At 72.5% G+C, this 20,346-nt stretch carries 25 protein-coding genes; 12 read left to right on the top strand and 13 right to left on the bottom strand.

Annotation, left to right across the window (positions count from 1 at the left end):
* The first annotated feature begins 13 nt into the window (after positions 1-13).
* From ABD999_RS31495 to ABD999_RS31475, 5 genes are read left to right on the top strand one after another with little or no spacing between them, the layout of a single operon-like run.
* On the top strand, positions 14-1,639 hold the full coding sequence (locus ABD999_RS31495; protein ID WP_148029691.1) for an ABC transporter substrate-binding protein: 1,626 nt from the start codon (positions 14-16) through the stop codon (positions 1,637-1,639).
* Positions 1,640-1,642: 3 nt separating this feature from the next.
* The gene (locus ABD999_RS31490; RefSeq protein ID WP_148029692.1) at positions 1,643-2,659 is read left to right on the top strand and encodes an ABC transporter permease; all 1,017 of its coding nucleotides are present in this window, start codon (positions 1,643-1,645) and stop codon (positions 2,657-2,659) included.
* Positions 2,656-3,513: an ABC transporter permease gene (locus ABD999_RS31485; RefSeq protein ID WP_271278603.1), complete on the top strand. Its 858-nt coding sequence runs from the start codon at positions 2,656-2,658 to the stop codon at positions 3,511-3,513. The genes ABD999_RS31490 and ABD999_RS31485 overlap by 4 nt, the downstream gene beginning before the upstream one ends.
* Positions 3,510-4,247 (top strand): ATP-binding cassette domain-containing protein, encoded by a 738-nt coding sequence (locus ABD999_RS31480; RefSeq protein WP_271278604.1) that lies wholly within the window; start codon positions 3,510-3,512, stop codon positions 4,245-4,247. The genes ABD999_RS31485 and ABD999_RS31480 overlap by 4 nt, the downstream gene beginning before the upstream one ends.
* On the top strand, positions 4,244-5,164 hold the full coding sequence (locus ABD999_RS31475) for an ABC transporter ATP-binding protein (RefSeq protein ID WP_271278605.1): 921 nt from the start codon (positions 4,244-4,246) through the stop codon (positions 5,162-5,164). The genes ABD999_RS31480 and ABD999_RS31475 overlap by 4 nt, the downstream gene beginning before the upstream one ends.
* On the opposite strand, the gene ABD999_RS31470 is transcribed toward ABD999_RS31475, so the two are convergent.
* A complete protein-coding gene (locus ABD999_RS31470) occupies positions 5,139-5,498 on the bottom strand; it encodes a DUF742 domain-containing protein (RefSeq protein ID WP_148029695.1) in 360 nt (119 codons plus the stop codon). The genes ABD999_RS31475 and ABD999_RS31470 overlap by 26 nt on opposite strands.
* On the bottom strand, positions 5,491-7,389 hold the full coding sequence (locus tag ABD999_RS31465) for a sensor histidine kinase (protein WP_261808352.1): 1,899 nt from the start codon (positions 7,387-7,389) through the stop codon (positions 5,491-5,493). The genes ABD999_RS31470 and ABD999_RS31465 overlap by 8 nt, the downstream gene beginning before the upstream one ends.
* A 162-nt stretch (positions 7,390-7,551) precedes the next feature.
* On the opposite strand from ABD999_RS31465, the gene ABD999_RS31460 reads away from it, so the two are divergent.
* Positions 7,552-9,114, top strand: coding sequence for an ABC transporter substrate-binding protein (locus tag ABD999_RS31460; protein ID WP_271278606.1), 1,563 nt, complete (start codon positions 7,552-7,554; stop codon positions 9,112-9,114).
* Here the strand turns inward: ABD999_RS31460 and ABD999_RS31455 are convergent.
* A complete protein-coding gene (locus tag ABD999_RS31455) occupies positions 9,090-9,254 on the bottom strand; it encodes a hypothetical protein (protein ID WP_187280982.1) in 165 nt (54 codons plus the stop codon). The two genes, ABD999_RS31460 and ABD999_RS31455, sit on opposite strands and share 25 nt — an antisense overlap.
* Positions 9,255-9,271: 17 nt before the next feature.
* Between ABD999_RS31455 and ABD999_RS31450 the strand changes: the two genes are divergently transcribed.
* On the top strand, positions 9,272-9,910 hold the full coding sequence (locus ABD999_RS31450) for a hypothetical protein (protein ID WP_219543847.1): 639 nt from the start codon (positions 9,272-9,274) through the stop codon (positions 9,908-9,910).
* Here ABD999_RS31450 and ABD999_RS31445 read toward each other — a convergent pair.
* Positions 9,873-11,225 (bottom strand): NAD(P)/FAD-dependent oxidoreductase, encoded by a 1,353-nt coding sequence (locus ABD999_RS31445; protein WP_271278607.1) that lies wholly within the window; start codon positions 11,223-11,225, stop codon positions 9,873-9,875. The two genes, ABD999_RS31450 and ABD999_RS31445, sit on opposite strands and share 38 nt — an antisense overlap.
* A 121-nt stretch (positions 11,226-11,346) precedes the next feature.
* Here ABD999_RS31445 and ABD999_RS31440 point away from each other — a divergent pair, with 121 nt between their 5' ends.
* Positions 11,347-12,249, top strand: coding sequence for a DNA-3-methyladenine glycosylase family protein (locus ABD999_RS31440; protein WP_271278608.1), 903 nt, complete (start codon positions 11,347-11,349; stop codon positions 12,247-12,249).
* Here the strand turns inward: ABD999_RS31440 and ABD999_RS31435 are convergent, their stop codons facing one another.
* The 5 genes from ABD999_RS31435 to ABD999_RS31415 all read right to left on the bottom strand — a co-directional run bounded on the left by ABD999_RS31435 (position 12,250) and on the right by ABD999_RS31415 (position 15,195).
* Positions 12,250-12,612, bottom strand: a complete 363-nt coding sequence (locus ABD999_RS31435) for a hypothetical protein (protein WP_271278609.1) — start codon at positions 12,610-12,612, stop codon at positions 12,250-12,252.
* Positions 12,613-12,646: 34 nt separating this feature from the next.
* Complete coding sequence (locus ABD999_RS31430) at positions 12,647-13,102, bottom strand: hypothetical protein (protein ID WP_271278610.1); 456 nt, start codon at positions 13,100-13,102, stop codon at positions 12,647-12,649.
* Positions 13,103-13,149: 47 nt separating this feature from the next.
* Positions 13,150-13,422, bottom strand: coding sequence for a DUF3040 domain-containing protein (locus ABD999_RS31425; RefSeq protein ID WP_187280983.1), 273 nt, complete (start codon positions 13,420-13,422; stop codon positions 13,150-13,152).
* 229 nt (positions 13,423-13,651) lie between these two features.
* Positions 13,652-14,809, bottom strand: coding sequence for a DUF1648 domain-containing protein (locus ABD999_RS31420; protein WP_271278611.1), 1,158 nt, complete (start codon positions 14,807-14,809; stop codon positions 13,652-13,654).
* A complete protein-coding gene (locus ABD999_RS31415) occupies positions 14,806-15,195 on the bottom strand; it encodes a GntR family transcriptional regulator (protein WP_148029703.1) in 390 nt (129 codons plus the stop codon). Before ABD999_RS31415 ends, ABD999_RS31420 begins: the two co-directional genes overlap by 4 nt.
* Before the next feature lie 56 nt (positions 15,196-15,251).
* On the opposite strand from ABD999_RS31415, the gene ABD999_RS31410 reads away from it, so the two are divergent.
* From ABD999_RS31410 to ABD999_RS31400, 3 genes are read left to right on the top strand one after another with little or no spacing between them, the layout of a single operon-like run.
* Positions 15,252-15,608, top strand: a complete 357-nt coding sequence (locus tag ABD999_RS31410; protein ID WP_271278612.1) for a hypothetical protein — start codon at positions 15,252-15,254, stop codon at positions 15,606-15,608.
* Complete coding sequence (locus ABD999_RS31405) at positions 15,605-16,486, top strand: ABC transporter ATP-binding protein (protein ID WP_271278613.1); 882 nt, start codon at positions 15,605-15,607, stop codon at positions 16,484-16,486. The genes ABD999_RS31410 and ABD999_RS31405 overlap by 4 nt, the downstream gene beginning before the upstream one ends.
* A complete protein-coding gene (locus ABD999_RS31400; protein ID WP_271278614.1) occupies positions 16,483-17,280 on the top strand; it encodes an ABC transporter permease in 798 nt (265 codons plus the stop codon). The genes ABD999_RS31405 and ABD999_RS31400 overlap by 4 nt, the downstream gene beginning before the upstream one ends.
* A 79-nt stretch (positions 17,281-17,359) precedes the next feature.
* Here ABD999_RS31400 and ABD999_RS31395 read toward each other — a convergent pair whose 3' ends face one another.
* Positions 17,360-17,770, bottom strand: coding sequence for a hypothetical protein (locus ABD999_RS31395; protein WP_271278615.1), 411 nt, complete (start codon positions 17,768-17,770; stop codon positions 17,360-17,362).
* A gap of 76 nt (positions 17,771-17,846) precedes the next feature.
* Here ABD999_RS31395 and ABD999_RS31390 point away from each other — a divergent pair, with 76 nt between their 5' ends.
* Positions 17,847-18,305: a hypothetical protein gene (locus ABD999_RS31390; RefSeq protein WP_345483038.1), complete on the top strand. Its 459-nt coding sequence runs from the start codon at positions 17,847-17,849 to the stop codon at positions 18,303-18,305.
* A gap of 110 nt (positions 18,306-18,415) precedes the next feature.
* Here the strand turns inward: ABD999_RS31390 and ABD999_RS31385 are convergent, their stop codons facing one another.
* The 3 genes from ABD999_RS31385 to ABD999_RS31375 all read right to left on the bottom strand — a co-directional run bounded on the left by ABD999_RS31385 (position 18,416) and on the right by ABD999_RS31375 (position 20,330).
* Complete coding sequence (locus tag ABD999_RS31385) at positions 18,416-18,823, bottom strand: hypothetical protein (RefSeq protein WP_271278617.1); 408 nt, start codon at positions 18,821-18,823, stop codon at positions 18,416-18,418.
* Positions 18,824-18,978: 155 nt separating this feature from the next.
* Positions 18,979-19,533, bottom strand: a complete 555-nt coding sequence (locus ABD999_RS31380; RefSeq protein ID WP_271278618.1) for a GNAT family N-acetyltransferase — start codon at positions 19,531-19,533, stop codon at positions 18,979-18,981.
* Between the two features lie 53 nt (positions 19,534-19,586).
* Positions 19,587-20,330: an SDR family NAD(P)-dependent oxidoreductase gene (locus ABD999_RS31375; RefSeq protein ID WP_271278619.1), complete on the bottom strand. Its 744-nt coding sequence runs from the start codon at positions 20,328-20,330 to the stop codon at positions 19,587-19,589.
* Between the last annotated feature and the right edge of the window lie 16 nt (positions 20,331-20,346).

Here is a 20,346-nt window from a genome sequence, read left to right as displayed (position 1 = left end):
AAAGGATCCCCCCATGCGCTGGCACAAGCGTCTGCTCGTAGCCGGGATCGCCGGTGTCGTCGCCCTGGCCGCATCCGCGTGCGCGGGCGGCCAGGTACGCGGCGCCGGCGGCACCCCCCAGCCGAGCACCGGCGGAACGCAGGCCACCCAGTCCACCGAGAACGACGCCACCTTCGTCTACGCCCCCAACCTCGACGTGGTGACCGACTGGGACCCGGCGACCTCGTACTCCAACGAGATCATCGCCATGACCAGCATCTACGAGGGCCTCACCCGCTACGACGCCGAGGCCAAGGAGGTCCGGCCGCGCCTGGCCACCGAGTGGTCCTCGGCGGACGAGGGCAAGGAGTGGACGTTCAAGCTGCGCCAGGGCGTGAAGTTCCACACCGGCGCCACGCTCGACGCCGAGGCCGCCAAGAAGGCCATCGAGCGCACGATGAAGTCCGGCGGCGGCGCCGCCTACATCTGGAGCGCGGTCGACAAGATCGAGACGCCGGACGCCTCGACGCTGAAGTTCACGCTCAAGTACGCGGCCCCGATGGACCTCATCACCTCCTCCGGGTACGCCGCCCACATCTACGACGCCGAGGCGCTGGAGAAGAACGAGGACGACGTCAAGAACGGCAAGCTGGACGCCGGCACCGGCCCGTACACGATCGACTCGTGGCAGAAGGGCCAGGAGACCGAGCTGACGCTGAAGGCGTTCGACGACTACTGGGGCGGCTGGCGGCCGGAGCAGTACAAGAAGGTCGCCTTCCGCGTCACGCCGGAGATCACCACGGCGTGGCAGCTCCTCCAGCGCGGCGAGGTCAACTTCGTGCAGCGGCTCAACCCGCAGCTGTTCGAGCAGGCGGGCATGACCGAGGGCGTGCAGGCCAAGCAGACGCCGTCGTTCCAGAACCTGCTGGTGCTGTTCAACACGGCGGAGGGGCCGACGAAGGACGTGCGCGTCCGGCAGGCTCTGCAGCACGCCATCGACTACGACGGCCTGGTGGCGGCGCTCAAGGGCTCCGCGCAGAAGGCCGGCGGTCTGGTGCCGCCCGGGCTGCTCGGCCACACCACGGGTATGGAGCCCAAGCAGGACCTGGCCAAGGCGCAGGAGCTGCTGCAGGACGCCGGGTACGGCCCGGACAACGCCGAGCTGAAGCTCACGCTCACCTACGCCCAGGGCGACGAGGACCAGAAGCTGCTGGTCACCCTGCTCACCGCGGCGCTGAAGAAGGTCAACGTCACCGTCGAAGCGCGGGCGATGGCCTGGAACGCGCAGTGGGACCGGGGCAAGAAGGGCGACCAGGACATCTTCGTCATGTACTGGTTCCCCGACTACGCCGACCCGTACTCGTGGTTCCTCAACGTCTTCCGCAGCGCGGACGAGGTCTCGTTCAACCTGTCGTACCTGAAGGACGAGGCGATCGACAAGGCGATCGACGGCCTGCCGCAGCTCACCGCCACCGACCAGCTGGCGGCCGACCAGGCCTACGCCGACCTGCAGAAGAAGATCATCCAGGACGAGGCGGCGGTCGCGGTGCCGTACGTGCAGACCTACCAGCGCGCGCTCACCGCGGACGTGCTCGGGTACGTCGACAACCCGGCCTACCCGAACGTGGTCTCCTTCTACGACCTCAAGCCCGCCAGCTGACCGATGCCGCGCTACCTGATCCGCCGGCTGGGCCAGGCACTCCTGGTCATGGCCGGCGTGGTCGCCCTCACCTTCGTGATCACGAGGATGGTGCCCGGCGATCCGGCGGTCGCCTACGCCGGGCCCAAGGCCACGCCCGAGCAGCTCGCCGAGGTGCGCGCCCGCTTCGGGCTGGACGACCCGCTCTGGGTGCAGCTCGGCAACTACGTCAGGGATCTGGTGACGGGCGACTGGCAGACCAGCCTGCACACCCGGCGGCCGGTGCTGGAGGATCTGTACCACGCCTTCCCGGCCAGCCTGGAGCTGGTCGGGGCCGGCCTGGTGATCGCCGTCGTGGCAGGCATCCCCGTCGGCGTGCTGGCCGCCCGGTTCAGGGGCCGCTTCCCTGACTTCTCGGTCCGGCTGACCAGCATGCTCGCGGTGTCGCTGCCGGTGTTCTGGCTGGCGCTGGCCCTGCAGACGGTCTTCGCCAGCAACCTGGGCTGGTTCCCGGTCGCCGGGGAGTACGACAGCGCGCTCGACACCACCAGCCCGCTGACGCTCTGGACGAACATCACCGTCGTGGACGCGCTCATCACCGGCAACTGGCCGATCCTCACCAGCACGCTGGCGCATCTGGTGCTCCCGGCCCTGGTCGTGGCCGCGTACCCGGCGGGGGTGATCGCGCAGATGGTGCGCGCCACGCTCATCGAGGAGGCGTCGCAGGACCACGCCCGGCTGGAGCGGGCGCTCGGCTTCCGCGAGACGACCATCCTGACCCGGTTCGCGCTGCGGCCCGCGCTCAACCCGGTGCTGTCGCTGATCGCGCTGGTGTTCGCGTACGCGATCGTGAACGGGTTCCTGGTCGAGGCCGTCTTCAACTGGCCCGGCCTGGGCCGCTACGCGGTCAACGCCATCTCCAGCTCCGACACCCCGGCGGTCGCGGGCGTCACCCTGCTGGTCGCGCTGATGTACGTGCTCGCCAACCTCGTGGTGGACCTGCTGCAGGGCGTCGTCGACCCGAGGGCGAGGGCCCGGTGAGCGCGCTGCCCGAGGCGGCGCCGCTGCGCCGCACCCTGCCGAGGGTCACCGACCGGTTCGCACTCGCCGGGGCGGTGCTGATCGCGCTCATCGCGCTGGCCGCCCTGCTCGCGCCCTGGCTCGCCCCCTACCCGCCGGACGAGGTGGACCCGTTCGCCGCGCTGCGGGCGCCGGACGCCGCGCACTGGTTCGGCACCGACGCCGCCGGCCGCGACGTGCTCACCCGGGTGCTGTACGGCGGGCGGACGTCGCTGTTCATCGCCGTGACCGTGCTGGCGGTCTCGGCCACCACGGGCGTCCTGCTGGGCGTCGTGGCCGGGTACGCGGGCGGCTGGGTCAGAGACGTGATCATGCGGATCACGGACGTGTTCCTGGCCTTCCCCGCGCTGCTGCTGTCGGTGGCCCTGGCGGTCGTGCTGCAGCCGAGCGTCACCACCGTGATCGTGGCCATCGCGGTCACCTGGTGGCCGTGGTACGCGCGACTGTCGGCGTCGATGGCCGCCTCCATCGCCACCCGCCCGTACGTGGACGCCGCGCGCTGCCTGGGCGTGCCCGCGCCCATGATCATCCTGCGGCACGTGCTGCCGAACTCGCTGACGCCTGTCCTGGTCCAGGTCTCGCTCGACGGCGGCGGGGTCATCCTCACCGCCGCGGCGCTGTCGTACCTGGGGCTGGGCGCCCAGGAGCCGACGGCGGAGTGGGGGCTGATGGTGGAGCAGGGGCAGTCGCTGTTCACCACGAACTGGTGGGTCGTCACCTTCCCCGGGCTGGCGATCCTGCTGACCGCGTTCGCGTTCAACGTGCTGGGCGAAGGGCTGCGCAACGCGCTGGACCCGCGGAGGATCGTGAAGTGATCGAGGTACGCGACCTCCGGGTGAGCTACGGCGGGCGGGTCGTAGCTAGGGTGCCGGAGCTGGACGTGGCCCCCGGCGAGTGCGTGGCGATCGTGGGGGAGAGCGGCTCCGGCAAGTCCACCACGCTGCTGGCGCTGCTCGGGCTCACCGAGGGCGCCGAGGTCGGCGGGCGGATCCGGGTGGCCGGGGTGGACGTGACGAGCGCCTCGCCGGCCGAGCTGCGCGCGATCAGGGGAGCCAGGGTGGCGCTCGTCATGCAGTCGCCGCAGGCCGCGCTCAGCCCCACCCTCCGGCTCGGCACGCTGATGCGCCGGGCGCTCAGGCTGCACGGCGTCGGCGACGCGGAGCGGGTCATGGCCGAGGCGGTCGAGGCCGTCCTGCTCGACCCGGCCATCCTGCGCCGCTACCCGCACGAGGTCTCCGGCGGGCAGGCGCAGCGGTTCGCGATCGCGCTGGCCATCGCGCTGGGCGCGGAGGCGATCCTGGCCGACGAGCCGACCAGCGCGCTGGACGTGACCGTGCAGGCCGAGGTGGTCGCCGTGCTGCGCACGCTCTGCGCCGAGCGCGGGCTGGCGCTGCTGCTGGTCTCGCACGACCTGGCCCTGGTCTCCACCATCGCCCACCGGGTGCTGGTCATGCGCGCCGGCGAGGTCGTGGAGAGCGGCCCCGCCGCCCGCGTGCTGGCCGAGCCGGCCCACCCCTACACCCGCGAACTGCTGGAGGCGCTGCCGTGACATCGTCGGGGAGCCTGCTGAGGGCGGAGCGGGTGACGCTCGGGTACGGCCGCACCCCCGTGGTCCACGACGTCACCCTGGACATCACCGGGGGCGGGGTCGGCCTGATCGGAGAGAGCGGGTCGGGCAAGTCGACGCTGGCGCGCGCCTTCCTCGGCCTCCTCACCCCCATGTCCGGAAATATCCTGTACGGGGACCAGAACCTGAAAAAAGTGGACATGAGGCGCTTCCGCGGCGACGTCCAGCCCGTCTTCCAGGCCGAGGCCCTGGACCCCCGCATGCGCGTCGGCAACTCCATAGCCGAGGCGCTGCCCCGGGACGCCCGCCACCGCGTCCCCGAGCTGCTCGAACAGGTCGGCCTCGACCCCGCGCTGGCGAGCCGCAGGCCGCACCAGCTCTCCGGCGGCCAGCGCCAGCGGGTGGTCATCGCCCGCGCGCTCGCCGTGAACCCGAAACTGCTCATCCTCGACGAGCCCACCAGCGCCCTGGACGTGACGGTCCAGGCCAGGATCCTCGACCTGATCGCGGGGCTGGCGGCGGAACGCCTGCTGATCACGCACAACCTGGCCGTGGTGGGGAAGCTGTGCCGCACCTCGCACGTGCTCTTCGCGGGCCGCGTGGTCGAGTCGGGCCCCACGGCCGACCTGCTCGCCAGGCCCGCTCACCCGTACACGCTGGCGCTGCGCGACGCCGTCCCGAAGCTGGGGGGAGAGCCGCCCGTGGCGCGGGGGCGCGCGGAGGTGAGGCCGGCGGAGACGGGCTGCCCGTTCCGGCCGCGTTGCCCGATGGCGGTGACGGAGTGCGATCGCGCGCCCGCGCTGCGGGACCTAGGAGGGCATCAGGAGGGACAGGACGGGCGCCGGGTCGCCTGCCACCGGGCCGAGGACGTGCTCAGAGAGCCTTCAGCCCGTCGATGACCTCCAGGAGCACCGTGGCGTCGGGCGCCGGAGGCGGCGACTCCACCTGGACGAGCTTCTGCTGGTGCAGGTCGCCGACGAGGACCCGGACCACGCCGATGGGCAGGTTCAGCTCCGCGGCGACGTCCACCAGCCGCGTCGGCTTGGTGCACTTCTGCAGGATGATCAGATGCTCGGGACCGAGCCCGACCGGCGGCGTCAGGCCGCCGGAGGTGATGATGACGGCGATGAGGTCGATGGCCTCGCTCGCGGGCACCGTCCGGCCCCGGGTGAGTAAGTAGGCGGGGACGATCGGACCGGCGTCCTCGTCCAGCCAGCGCTCGTCTCTACTCACCTTGCACCACCCGGATCGGGCGGGCCGGGGCCGCGGTGGGCTCCTCCGGCTCGTCCGGAGGATCTGTTACGTGTTCTGCCGGGATCAGCACGATGGCGGTGGTCCCTCCATATGGTGAATCGCGCAACATCACGCGAATGTCATGCCTGGCGGCCAGGCGGGAAACGACGAAGAGACCGAGCCGCTCGCTGTCGGCCAGGTCGAACTCGGGCGGGCTGGCCAGCCGCTCGTTGTACTCGGCCAGCTGCTCGTCACTCATCCCGAGCCCCCGGTCCTCCACGTGGAAGGCGAAGCCGCGGGCCGCCACCTCGCCTCGCACGATCACCGAGGTGTGCGGGGGAGAGTAGACGGTGGCGTTCTCGATGAGCTCGGCCACCAGGTGGATCACGTCGCCGACCACGGGCCCGGCCAGACGCTGGGCCGGCATCGGGTCGACGATCACCCGCTGGTAGTCCTCCACCTCGGCGGCGGCGCCGCGGGCCACGTCCAGCATCGGCACGGGCTTGCTCCAGCCGCGGCCGGGGGTGGCGCCCGACAGGATGATCAGGCCCTCGGCGTGCCGGCGCATCCGGGTGGCCAGGTGGTCGAGCCGGAACAGGTCGTCGAGGTCGTCGGGGTCGGTGGCGCGGTGCTGCATGCCCTCCAGCTGGATGCGCTGGCGGTGCAGCAGCGCCTGGCTGCGCCTGGCGAGGTTGCGGAACACGTGGCCGACGCCGTCACGCAGCTGCGCCTGGCCGACGGCCGCCTCGACCGCGGTCTGCTGGACCGTGGAGAAGGCCTGGCCGACGTCGTCGATCTCGACGGTCGTGCTGGCGACGGAGAGCTCGGGCACGTCAACCGTCTCCCCCTTCCGCAGCTTGGCGACGACCTCGGGCAGCCGCTCCTGGGCCACCTCCAGCGCCGCCCCGCGGAGATTGGCCAGTTCCTTGGACAGGCGGTTGCCCATCCGCAGCGAGAACGCGATCGAGACCAGGATCAGCGCGAAGCATGTCCCGGCCAGCAGCAGCGCCCGGGTGAGCCCGGCGTCGGCCACCGGCTCTGAGCGCTCCTGCAGGATCATGCTCGCGCGCATCTGGGCCTCTTGGAAAGACTTCGCCAGAGACTCGGTGGTGTCCAGCCATCCGCGCGGCGAGCCGCCCGCGACGATCTGGTCCTCCATCAGCCGCATCCGCTGGTAGACGGGCGAGGTGATGATCGACACCTGGGTCTCGCGCAGGCTCGGGTCCAGCTGGCCGAGCGAGTGGTCGATGAGGAAGCGCCGGTTGCCCACCAGCCGGGTGAACAGCCTGCGCTCGGCCACCGTGGTGGTGCCCAGGCCCAGTGCCTGCTCGCGGGTGAGCAGCTCCTTGGCGTAGCCGAGGTCGATGACGATCCTGGACTGCTCGTAGATCGGCAGGTCGTCGATGTAGCCGACCCGCCGGTGCAGGTCGAAGAGGGCGTCGAGGATCGTGTTGTACCCCTCCACCGTGCGCAGACGGTCGGACAGGCCCGTGTCGATCTCTCCCCTGACCGCGTCGAGCCTGTCGAGCTGCGTGTACACCGCGTCCACCTGCTTGCGGATCGCCTCCGAGGTATCCCGGGACTTGCCCGAGGACTTCTTGAACTCCTCCTTCGCCCTGTCGCTGCGTGAGCGCTGCTCGATGAGCGCCGACCTGTCGGCCGACACGCCGGCGCCCAGGAGCTGAACGGAGGCGAGGCGCTCGCGCTGCAGCTCGTTGCCGAGCTTGTACGCCGGGTGTCGCAGGTTCGTCCAGAGCGTCTGATACTGCCTCAGCTCCAGACTCTCGCCCGCCGTGACGGCGGTGATAACCCCCCACAACACCACCATCGAGGCCAGCGGAACCAGCAGTAGGCCGATGATCTTCAGGCGGATCGTTCGGCTACGACCCATGGCACCTCACTCCGGTCGGTCCCCTGCTGGCAACCCCGGACGGGACAAGGCACGAGAATAGCAATTCGATCTCCGGATTGCCCAATTTTTCGGTGGTTTCGGCCATCGGGCCATGATCGTCTAGTAGGTTCTCCCAGGAGATCGGTCATAGAGGGAGATGCGTTGCGCCGTCGTCTCGCAGCGGTCGCCACGCTGGTGCTGCTCCTCACGGCGTGCTCGGCACCGGCAGTGGTGCGGCAGCCGCGGCTGGGGGAATCGGCGTTCGTCTACGTCCAGCACGGCGACGTGGTCACGGATCTGGATCCCGGCACGTCCTACTCCAACGAGGTCGTCGCCCTGCAGAACGTCTACGAGACGCTCACCCTCTGGAACCCGGTCACCAAGAAGAGCTCACCCCGCCTGGCCACCTCGTGGCGGACCACCGCCGACGGCCGCTCCTGGACGTTCACGCTGCGCCAGGACGTCACCTTCCACACCGGGCGGCCCATGGACGCCACCGCCGTCAAGCAGTCCATCGAGCGGACCATGTCCACCAAGGCCGGCGCCTACTACATCTGGGACGCGGTCTCCTCCATCAGAGTCGAGGACCCTCATACGCTCACGTTCGCGCTGCGCTACCCGGTGCCGCTCGACCTGGCGGCCTCCTCCGCCTACGCGGCCTACATCTACGACACCGAGGCGGCCCCCGACCTGGGGAAGTGGTTCCAGGCCGGCCGGGACGCCGGGACCGGGCCGTACAAGGTGGACACCTGGAAGGACGGGGCCGAGACCGAGCTGACGCTCAAGGCGTACGACGACTACTGGGGAGGCTGGGACCAGCCGCACTACCGCACGGTCAAGTTCCGCGTGATACCCGACCAGCGGCGCGCCTGGCAGCTCCTGCTGCAGGGCGAGGTCAGCTTCCTGCGCCGGCTGGAGCCGAGGCTGTTCGCCCGGGCGGAGGCCGCGCCGGGGCTGCGCACCTCCGAGCGGCCCTCGTTCCAGACTGCAATGCTGCTGTTCAACACCGCCGAGGGGCCCATGTCCGACCAGCGGGTGCGGCGCGCGGTGCAGAAGGCCGTCGACTACCGGGGGGCGGTCCGGGCGCTGCGCGGCGGCGTCAGCCCGCACAGCGGCGTGGTGCCGGAAGGACTGCTCGGCCACGTGCCGGGCCGGGTGCCCCGGCAGGACCTCGCGGGCGCGGGCGAGCTGCTCCGGCAGGCGGGGTACGGGCCGCAGGGCAGGCCGCTGCGGCTCACCCTCACCTACACCGAGGGTGACAGCGACCAGCAGGTCCTGGTCAAACGGCTGCGCCGCGACCTCAAGACGCTGAACGTCACGCTCAGGGTCCGGGCGATGCCCTGGATCGACCAGTGGGAGCTGGGCAAGAAGGGCGGCCAGGACATCTTCGCGATGTACTGGTGGCCGGACTACGCCGACGGCTACTCGTGGTTCGGCAACGTCTTCCACAGCGCCGAGCCGCCCGTGTTCAACCTCTCCTACCTGAACGACCCGACCACCGACAAACTGCTGGACTCGCTGCCCGAGCTGACCGTGACGGACCAGCGGACGGCGCAGCAGGCGTTCGCCAGGGCCACCAGGAGGGTGCTGGACCAGCAGGCCGCGGCGGCCATGCCGTGGGTGGTCAACTACCGGCGGGCCTACCTGGGCAGCGTGCAGGGATACGTGGACAACCCGGCCTATCCGGACGTGGTCTTCGTCTACGACCTGCGGCCCTCGGGCTGACCCTCGACCCGCTCGCGCAGCCGTACCCTGATCTCCTCCGGCGTGTAGGCGCGGCGGCGGCGCTCGGCGCGCGCGATCGCCACTCCCGTGGCCGCGACGCCCGCGACCCCCGCCAGGCCGAGTATCTTCCACCAGCGCATGTGCCTAGGCTAGCCCCATGCTGACTCTCGACGAGGCGGTTGAGCTCACCCGGACGGGCGACCTGTGGATCTTCCGCGGCCGGACCGTCCCCGACCGGGCCATCCAGACCATGACCAACAGCCCGGTCAACCACGTGGGCATGGCGATCGTCATCGAGGACCTGCCGCCCATGATGTTCCACGCCGAGCTCGGCAAGTCGCTGCTCGACCTGTGGTCGGGCACCCACCACCGCGGCGTGCAGCTGCACGACCTGCGCGACGCGGTGACGGTCTGGGCCGACCGCTACGGCCAGCGCGCGTGGCTGCGCCAGCTGGAGCCGCAGGCGACCCGCGAGATGGAGGACGCCGCGCTGCGCGCGGTGGCCCGGCTCGACGGCACCCCGTTCCCGTCGACCGCCAGGCTGGCGGCCCGCTGGGTGGGCGGCCGGCTGCCGCGCCCGCGCCGGGTCGCGGGGGAGCGGGCGCTGGAGAACGCCTACTGCGCCGAGGTGGTGGCCGTCACCTACCAGGAGATGGGGCTGCTGCCGCCGGGCCGCAGGCCCAACTGGTACGACCCGGGCCGGTTCTGGAGCGGCGACGACCTCGACCTGCTCGGCGACCACAAGCTCGGCAAGGAGATCACGGTCGGGATCCCGCTGGCTCCTCGGTCACGCTGATCCGGCGCGCGCGCGGCGTGATCGGCATGTGCTCCAGGTCCTCCAGCGTGCCGGGGGTGTCCTTGAGGAAGTCGAGCCTGATCAGGTCGTCGGGGGCCATCATGTTGAGCAGCCAGTCGCCGCTCACGCGCAGCCGAGAGCGGCCCGACGGCGTCGTCAGCAGGTGATAGCCGCGGGTGACGAGCTGCGCCAGCGGCCCCTTGAGGTCGATCCCGAACGGCCTGGCCACCGCGTCCGAGCCGCCGAGGTCGACCACCAGGCCGAGGTCGCGGTGACGATACTCACGCAGCTTGCCGCCGCGCAGGGCCGCCAGCACGTTCCGCGCCGCGGTCCTCGCCTGCCGGTGGGCGTGCTGCGCGGTCGGCGCGCAGGGCGTCCCCGGCTCGGCCGTCAGGTCGGGCACCGCCGCGGCGTCGCCCAGCCCGAACACGCCGTCGCAGCCCGGCACCCTCAGATCGGCGCCCACGACCAGGCGGCCCTTGACCGTCTCGGTGCCGAGGCTGGACACCACCGGCCTGGGCGTCACCCCCGCCGTCCAGATGACCGTGCGGGAGGGCAGCGTGGTGCCGTCGGTCAGCTTCGCGGTGTCCACGGTGATCCGGTCGAGCGTGACGCCGAGTCGCACCTCGACCCCGCGCTCCTCCAGCAGCCGCGTCGCCGCCGCGCCCAGCTCGGGGCCCAGCTCGGGCATCACCTTGGGCGCGATGTCGATCAGCGTCCAGCGCAGCAGCCCGGGGTCGAGCCGCGGGAAGCGGGCCATCGCCCGGCGGGTGACGAGCTGGAGCGTGGCCGCCGTCTCGACGCCCGAGTAGCCGGCGCCCACCACCACGAACCCGCACCGCGCGGCCCGCTCCTCCGGGTCATTGGAGGAGGCGGCCAGTTCGAGCTGGGCGATCGAGTGGTCGCGCAGGTAGACCGCCTCGGCCAGCGTCTTCATGCCGCGCGCGTACTCCTGCAGGCCCGGGATGTCGAACGTCCGCGTCATGCTGCCGGGGGCCAGCACGAGCACGTCGTACGGCACCCGCACCGGCTCGCCGTCGATCCTGAGGACGTCCACGGCGCGGGCGTCCAGGTCCACCTGGTGCGCCACGCCCGGCAGCAGCTTGCTGCGCCGCAGCCGCGTGTGCAGCGGCGTCACGATCGAGCGGGGCTGCAGCACCCCGCCGGCCACCTGTGGCAGCAGCGGGAGGTACAGCGTGTAGTCCTTCGGCGTGATCAGTACGATCTCCGCCTCGCCAGGCCTGAGCCAGCGCTCCAGAAGTTTCGCGCAGGTGTACCCGCCGAAGCCGGTGCCCACGATCGCTATGCGTGCCACGTGTAGCCCCTTCCGTGGACCGGAGCGGGCAAACCCGGGCGCGGTGAAAATCTGTTAGGTGGACCTGCGCTCGGAGGGCGGATTAACGGCGCTGTCCGGGCGAGCTCCTACGATACGGCGCATGACCTCGTTCGGATTCACGATCATCGCCGGCGGACCGTTCGACTTCGGCGCCTCGCTGCGCTTCGTCGAGGACTGGCCGGCGACCAGCGCCCTGCCCTCCGACGGGCGGGCGCTGCGGTTCGGGTTCTGCCCGGAGACCGACTGGCTGCCGATCGGCGTGTCCGTGACCGCCGCGCCGGGCGGGGTCGCCGTGGCCACGACGCGGCCGGTCGGCGCGGGGATCCGGGGCGAGGTCGCGCGCATCCTCTCCCTCGACGTGGACGGCTCGGGGTTCGCCGCGCTCGGCGAGGCCGACCCGGTGCTGGGCGACCTGCAGCGCCGCAGCCCCGGCCTGCGGCCGGTGTGCTTCTGGAGTCCGTGGGAGGCGGCGTGCTGGGCGGTGATCGTGCAGCGCTCGTCGATGCTCATCGCCGCCCGCATCAAGCAGCGCATCGCCGAGCGGTACGGGGCGACGGTCGCCGTGGACGGCCGCGAGCACGCCGTCTTCCCGCCGCCCGTGACGCTCCTGGAGGCCGGCGGCCTCGGCCTGCCCGCGCAGAAGGAGGAGCGGATCCGCGGCCTGGCCCGCGCCGCGCTCGACGGCGTCCTCACCGCCGAGCACCTGCGCTCCCTCGCCCCGGAGCAGGCCCTGGCCGAGCTGCGCGCCCTGCCCGGCGTGGGCCCGTTCTCCGCCGGGCTGATCCTGATCCGCGGCGCCGGCGCCCCCGACGCCTTCCCCGGCGACGAGCCCCGCCTGTTCGCGATCCTCCGCGAGGTGTACGGCCTGCCCGAGGACGCGCCCGCCGCGGCGTACCGGAAGCTGGCCGACCACTGGCGGCCCTACCGCTCGTGGGCCTCGTTCCTGTTCCGCGCGGCCACGTACCAGCCGGTGCGCGGGAACCCCGGCGACGAACCCCGCTGACTACCCGAAGGCGGGCGGGCCGCCTCCCGACCGGGAGCGGCGTACGCTCACCCGGATCAGGTAGCCCGCCGCTACCAGCGCCACGGCGGCCGGGACGAGCGCCGGCCACGGCATCCCGGCCAGCAGGGCCAGCACGGCCAGCACGACCCCGGCGAGCAGCACGAGCGCCGCGCCGAGCAGGCGGTAGCTCGACGCGTTCGAGGGCGGCGGGCTCTCGTCCCGGTCTCCCCGGCCGCCGCCGGGGACCTCGGGCACGCCGGTGTCGCTCACCACGCCGGAGCGGCTGACCTCCTCGGGAGGCGGCGGCTCGCGGAGCACGGGCGCGAAGAACTCGTCGTCGGGATCGTCGTCCTTCCTGTTCATCCCCGCCCCCTGCCCCCGGAGCGGCGGTTCACCGCTACGAAGGGCTCGGGCCCGCCCCGTCGACGATCTCGCGCCCCGCGACGGGCTCACGCAGCTTGACCAGCGTCTGCTTCTCGATCGCGATCTCCACGCACACCGGGTCGCGCACGTCCGGGTCCGAGCCCTCGTACAGCGTCACCTCGACCGTGTCCGTCCCGTACGAGACGTCCACCCGGTCGAGCACCCGGCACGGCGCCACGCCGGACGTCCACGTGACCAGCAGGCCGTGGCCGTCGCTCACCGGCTCGGCCGACGTCCAGGCGACCGGCAGGGGATCGACGGCGTCGCCGAGGGCGACCACGGGCTCGGCGGTGCGGCACGGCGCGGGAGACGGTTCGGCCGTCGGCGGCGGTGGCGTGGCGGCCGTGGTCGGCCCACCGGCGGTTGAGGCCCCGCAGCCTGCGAGGCCCAGGGCCAGCGCCGCGAGCCAGGCCGCCGTCCTCACCCTCATGACTGCCTCCTCGTGGCCTGGCAACCGGACGGTTGCCCGCGCGGCGACTACGGGCCGGTCTGGGACGTGCGGACCGCCGGATGATCGCAGCCGCTCCCGCCGCCCTGGCAGGCGTTCTGCGGGGCGGCCACGGTCATGACCACGCCGATCAGGAACACGACGTAGGCCACGATGGCGAGCACCCACCAGAAGGCCACCGGCACCTCCTTCGCGTGCCCCTGCTGGGACCCGGACAGGAGGGCGTCGAGGTCCGGATCGTCGAAGGCCAGCCGCTCCTCGATCTCCTGAAGCGTCTGGCGTTCCTCGTGTGAAAGGCCCATGGCGGTCACCCCCGCCCTCGCGTCTCCTTGCAGTATGCAACGTGCTCCCGGCGAGCAGGAAGCGTGGCCCCCCATCCACGGGCCGGCGCCCAGCCCTTGCGCTCGCCTTCCTCGGCCAGATCCTGTTGGGACAGGACGCGCTCGTCGGGACCGGGCGTGTCCGTGCCGTTCGTTCTCTGGGCAGGTGGTCCTTTCTGGCCGCCTGCCCAGCCCGGCCAAGGGGAAACCGTCACCACAGGCTGTGCCGCCGGGGCAGGTCGACGACGCCGGACAGCGAGAGCGCGCCGAGCACGAGGAGAGCGACCGCGAGGACGCCGAGCAGGAGCCAGGCGATCGGGTGCCCGAGGTTGAGCGTCCACGAGCCGGTCCCCAGGCGGGCGTGCACCAGCAGGGCGGGGTCGCGGCGGTTGGCGTAGACCGCGCCGGCCAGGAACCAGTGGCGGTCGTCGTCGCGCTGCTCGATCCCGGAGTCCTCGTCCTCCTCGCCGGGCAGGCCGGGCAGGCGGTGCCCGGCCTGCCCGGCCTTGATCTCCCAGCCGACCCAGCCGGCCAGGAGCGCGACGAGCGGCACGTACGCGGCCACCTGCCAGCCGATGTCCGGCGTGACCACGTCCCACAGCTGGAGCGCCCCGACGAGCAGGCTCAGGTTGAGGCAGGCGGCGGCCAGCAGCGACATCGACGCGACGCCGCGCAGGTAGAGGCGGTAGCGGCGGGCCGACCCCCGTGGACGGGCGGCGTCGAGGTCGGGACGGGCGCGGAGCACGACCACGACCAGCGCGACGACGACCACGAGGACCGCGACCTGGTAGAGCAGCGGCTCGAAGACCCGCAGCGGGGTCGTGGCCACGCGCTCCCCGGGGTCGATGGCGAACCCGAGGTAGAGCGGCAGCGTGGCGGGCAGCCCGCCGAGGCGTGACCAGCCGATGCCTCCGGTGATCAGCAAGACCCCCAGCGCGGGCAGCCCGTGCTTCCACGGCACCCGGACGGGATCGGTGCGGAAGGTGGTGTCGACGGTGACGCCCTGGCGGCGCCCGGCCGACCACGCGCCGGCCCGCTTGGCGGCGCTGACCCGGCGGTGGGCGAGGTAGTAGAGCAGCAGGTCCGCGACGATCACCGCCGACACCGTGACGGTGACCCCGGCCGCGTAGCCCGTGACGAGCAGCACGGGGACGGCCATCACGGCGGCGACCACGCCCACCACGATCACCAGGCGGGCGAAGCGGCGCCGCTGGCCGACCACGGCCGGATCGCCCGCGCGGTCGGCGGGCACCCGCACGCCGAAGGGCAGGGCCGGCCTGGCCAGCGCGGGCAGCGCCAGCATGAGGCAGGTGATCAGGGCGACGGAGACGAGCACGGAGACGAGCGCGGTGACGATGAACGGGGTCATGCCGGCTCTCCGAAGCCGTCCAGCATGGCCGCGCACCGGCGCAGCACGTCCTGACGGTCCATGCCGTGGACGGTGGCCTCGGCCAGTAGCACACGCATGCGTTCCTCCCAGTCTTCGGTGAAGGGGGCCTCGGGCGGGCCGCTGCCGGCGTCCCGCCGTACGACCGCGCCGCTCTTGCGGTTGATCCGGATGACGCCCTGCTGTCGCAGCAGGTCGTACGCCTTGTTCACCGTATGGAAGTTGACGCCGAAGTCGGCGGCGAGCTGGCGGGTGGAGGGCAGCGGGTCGCCTTCCCCGGCCTGCCTGCGGGCGATGGCCTCCACGATCCGGTCGCGGATCTGCTGGTAGATCGGGACCTCGCTGTCGAGGTCGAGGGTCAGGTGCACATCCGCAGTCTATCTGATATACAACTTATAGAACAGATAGTTGAGGAGGCACAAAGATGATGCACGTAGAAATCGGCCAGGGCACGCTGACCCTGCGTTTCGCCCCGTGGGCGCGGCTGTTCACCAGGACCGGCGTCGTGAGCGTGCCGCTGGCGGCCATCGCCGAGGTGCACCACCTCGACCGGCCGCTCGCCGCCCTCACCGGCTTCCACTCGGGCCTGCTCGTCTCCGGCGTCGTCAAGCTCGGCACGTGGACGTCCCCCGGCGGCGTCCGGCGCCTGGCCGCCGCCCGGCGCGAGGTCCCCGGCGTGCGCGTCGTGCTCAAGGACCGGGTGGCCGGCTATGACGAGCTGATCCTCGGCGTCCCCGACGCCCGGCGGCTCCACCACGACCTGACGGCGGCGCGGGCATGAAGGTCGAGGTGCGCGGCCTGACGAAGACGTTCGGGCCGGTCGCCGCCGTCACCGGCCTCAGCTTCGACGTCGCGCCCGGCGCCGTGACGGGCTTCCTCGGGCCCAACGGCGCCGGCAAGACCACCACCATGCGGATGATGCTCGACCTGGTCGCGCCCGGCTCCGGCACCGTCACCTACGCAGGCAGGCGCTACTCCGACCTGGCCAGGCCGTCGGCGACCGTCGGCGCCGTGCTGGACGGCGCGGGCTTCCACCCGGCCTGCACCGCCCGCGACCACCTGCGGATCTACGCCCGCATGGGCCGCCACGGCGCGGCCCGGGTCGCGGAGGTCGCCGACCTGACCGGGGTGTCGGCGTTCGGCGACCGCGCCACGCGCACCCTGTCCACCGGCATGCGGCAGCGGCTCAACCTCGCCACCGCGCTGCTCGGCGACCCCGGGGTGCTGCTGCTCGACGAGCCGGGCAACGGTCTCGACCCCGAGGGCATCGCCTGGCTGCGCGGGTTCCTGCGCGCCATGGCCGCTGAGGGCCGCACCGTCCTGGTCTCCAGCCACGTGCTCGGCGAGGTCGAGCATCTGGCCGACCACGTCGTGGTGATCCGCGACGGCCGGCTGGTCCTCGACCGGCCCATGGCCGAGCTGTACGGGAGCGCGGCGGTGGTGATCCACTCCCCGCAGGCGGAGCTGTTCGCGGCCCGGCTGGCGGAGCGCGGGACCCAGGTGGGCCAGCCGCGTCCCGGTGTCCTGCGTGTCCACGGCCTGACCACCGCCGAGATCGCCACCTTGGCGGCCTCGTACGGGGTGGTCCTGCACGAGATCACCCCCGAGCGCCCCACCCTCGAACAGACGTTCCTGCATCTCACCGGAGGTTCCCCATGATGACGCTGGTCGCGGCGGAGTGGACGCGCCTGACGAGCACCAGGCTCTGGCTGTGGGGCCTGCTGGCGGCGCTGGGCAGCGGGGCGCTCATCGGCCTGGCCGCGCTCGTCGGCCCGGAGAACTTCACCCCGCCGCTGCCCGGCCTCGAAACCGAGGAGGGCACCCGCGTCCTGCTCGGCCTGCTGGGCTTCACCGTGTTCGCCCCCGCTCTGCTCGGCACCAACGCCGTGGCCGCCGAGTACCGTCACGGGACCATCACCGCCACGGCGCTGTTCGCGCCCAGGCGCTGGACGTGGCTCGCCGCCAAGCTGGCGGCCTACACCGTCGCGGGGCTCGCCTACGGCTTGCTGGCCACGGCCGTGGCGGGCGGCGCGCTCCTCGGGGCGGCGGCGCTCAAGGGGGTCACCCTCGGGCTGCCCGTAGGCACCGTCGCGGTCCTGCTCGGCCGCATCGCCCTGACCATGGCGGTCTACACCCTGCTGGGGGTGGCGGTGGGCGCGCTCCTGCGCAACCAGGTGCTCGCGCTCCTCGCCGTCGGGGCGTACTTCTACATGGTCGAGACCGCGCTGATGCTCGTCCCGGGCGTCAAGGAGCTCTACCCCTTCCTGCCGGGCGGCGCCACGGCGGCGCTGACCGGATTCACCTATCTGTCGGAGGCCGTCGCCACCCAGACCGGCACCTCCGCCACGGCCCTGCTTCCGGCCGCGGCGGGCGGCGCCGTGCTGGTCGCCTACGCCCTGGTCGCGGCCGCCGTCGCCGTGGCGGCGCCGCTGCGGCGGGACATCGCGCGCTGACGACGTACGGGCGAGGAGAGCGGGAAGGCTGGATCCAAAAGAGTTTTGAGAAGGAAGCCCTCCCATGGCCTCGCGATCTTCACCGTATCAGGCGGGGATCAGCGCGTGGCAGCAGCGGGTACTCGTGCGGGTGCAGCCGCTCGCCGAGCCGCTTCCACCGCTCCCGGTGGCGTGGCACGTCGCCGAGCTTGGCGGGGGTGGCCACCGCGTCCAGGGCCCGCAGCAGCGCGCGGCGCTCGGCGCGGCGGAAGGACCGGAACCGCGTGGGGGTGGCCAGCGTGACGTCCCCGCCGGAAAGGGCGCAGGCCAGCCGGAGCACGTCGGTCACCGTGTCCACCAGCGGCGGTCGCCCGGCGGCCGGCCGCGCCTCGTTGAGCACGGCGCGGTTCTCGCGCACCGGGATGCGCTCCGGCTCGTCGGCGCAGCTCGCGGCCAGCAGGCGCAGCGCCGCCAGGTCCTCCTCGGCGAGAGGGGTCTCGGAGCCGGCCATCGAGAGGAACAGCGCGCGGGTCTCCTCCTCCAGGCCGCACCGTCACCCGGTCGGAGGCCAGCGGGACCAGCTCGGCGTGCGCGGCCAGCAGGTCGGCGTAGGTGTGCTGGTAGCGGCCGTACGCGGGGAAGTCCAGCAGGTCGACGATCTCCGGCCGCGCGCGCTCGGCGGTCACCGGGTCGAGCAGCGCCTGGCGGAGCAGGCCGGCCCAGAACTCCAGGGTGTCGGGCACGTTCCCGGGGAAGTCGACGAAGTAGGCGTTGTGGAGGACGTGGTCGCCGGCCAGGGTCCTGACCGCGGCGAGGACCCGTACGCCCAGATCCAGTACGGCCTCGCCGGGCAGTTGCGACAGTCGTCCGAGCAGGGCGGGCGAGCAGGTGAAGCCGACGGTCAGCAGCGCGGCGTCGAGCTGCCGGGCGGCGGCCTCTCCCCAGCCCGGGGCGGCGCCGGCGGGGGCGTCGACGGGGACGCGCAGGCGCCGGGCGATGACGAGGGCCTCCAAGTCGCTCACCGCTGCACTTTATCGGCGAACTGATCCACTTTCGTGGGGTTTTCGCCTGCCCAGCCCGGGTCCGGCCGTGGCCGGACCCGGGCGGGCTCAGGGCGGTGTGCGGTGATCAGCGCACTTGGAAGCAGGTGCGGTGATCAGCGCACTTCGAAGCAGGTGCGGCCCTTGGGACGCCAGCCGGATCCGACCTTCTCCCAGCCCTGCGCGCAGATCCTCGACCCGGCGGTGTAGTCGTCCACCCCGCTCCAGATCGCCGCCTGGGGCGGGGTGTGGTCGCCCCGCTGGATCGTGTGCCGGCCTTCGCGATGCAGGTCGATGTGCCCGGTCCAGGCGCCGGTGCGGCCGTCGTGGTAGGCCTCGGCGTAGGTGACGCGCAGCCCTTCGTTCACCACTTTCAGGCAGACCCCGGGGACGTCGGTCCGGTTGCTGCACGACTGGTGGTCGGCGTGCGCGGCGGGGGTCCCGGCGAGCAGCCCCGTCAGGAGCATCGCTCCCGCGAGGAGCCCCTTGGCGGCGGAGGACGCGGTGCGGGTACGGGTGTTCATCTCTGGATTCCTCCCTCGGTGTCCGGCGGCCGTTCCGCCGGACGGGAACCAGAGAAGCCGCCCGGCCGAGGTGTCCAACAGGGGCGCGGACGGACTCGAACGGAATCGATCCACTTCCGCGCCGATCCCGGACAGGGCGTCGCCACCGGGGCCGATCAGTCGCTCCAGCCGGCCCGCCACTCCGGCGCCAGCACCGACCAGACCTCCATGTCGTGCCGCCGGCCGCGGTAGGGGTAGCTCTCGCGCAGCACGCCGTCCTTGGTCATGCCGAGCCGCCGGGCGACGGCGATGCTGGCCGCGTTCTCCGACGAGACCACCCACTCCACACGGTGGATGCCGCGCTCCTCGACGGCCCAGTCGATGATCGCCCGCACCGCCTTGGTCACCAGCCCCCGGCCGGCCGCCGACGGCTCCAGCCAGCAGCCGGCCTCGGCGGTGCCCTTCGGGACGTCCATCGTCCTGAACAGGACGCCGCCGGCCAGCTCGCCGTCCACCCAGATGCCGTAGACCCGCCCGGTGTCGGAGGCGGCCTTCTCCGCGTACGCCCGCAGGAACGCCAGGCTGGAATCCAGGTCCGTGACGGAGTCGGGGAGCCCGACGTACCGCCCGATGAACTCCCGGCCCCGGTCGATGTGGCTCAGGAACTCCCCGGCGTGCCAGGGCTCCAGCGGCCGCAGTTCCGCGCCGTCACCCAAGGAAACTGCGAACATTTCGCCCTCCATGCCCATATAACCGGAGAAATCCTCTCATGGGCGTGATCCTTTCAGGCCCGGTGGAGCTGCCCTCCGGGCCTGGTGACCACCAGCTCCGACACGACGGCCCTGGAGGAGAGCCGCGTCAGGCTCATCGCCAGCTCGGCGACGTCCGCCGTGCGGATCATGTCGGCGGGGTCGATCCGGTCGTGCACCCACGCGGACATGTCGGTGTCGACGTAACCGGGGCAGATGGCGGTGGCCGTGACGCCGTCGGCGGAGAGCTCCGCGTTCAGCGACCGGCACAGCGAGATGAGCGCCGCCTTCGAAGCCCCGTACGCGGCCAGGCCCGGCTCGGGGAAGGCCCCGGTGAGCGACGACAGCATGATGATCTTCACGCCGTGGTCCGGCCGTGCCGCCGCGGTCGCCCTGAGCGTCGGCAGCAGCGCCTGCACCAGCGTGTACGGGGCCCGGACGTTGACGGCGAACTGCTTGTCGAACCGGTGCAGGGGCGCGGTGTCCACCGGCCCCGCCGTGCCGACCCCCGCCGCCACCACCAGCACGTCGAGCCGCCCGTACGCGTCCTCGTGCGCCCTGGCGAGCCCCCGCACGTCGTCCTCGGCCGCCATGTCCGCGGACTCGGCGCGGACGGCCGCCCCGAGCGCGGCGAGCCTGACGCCCGCGGCGGCGAGCGCGTCGCCACCCCGGGCGCAGATGGTCAGGTCATGCCCGGCGGCGGCGAGGCGCTCGGCGATGGCGAGACCGATGCCCCGGGAGGCGCCGGTCACCAGCGCCGCGGGCCTGGTCGTGGTCATGTGCGGATGCCCTCCT

The sequence above is a fragment of the Nonomuraea ferruginea genome (assembly GCF_039540635.1).
Classification (GTDB): domain Bacteria; phylum Actinomycetota; class Actinomycetes; order Streptosporangiales; family Streptosporangiaceae; genus Nonomuraea; species Nonomuraea ferruginea.
This window is presented reverse-complemented; position numbering and strand designations above follow the sequence as displayed.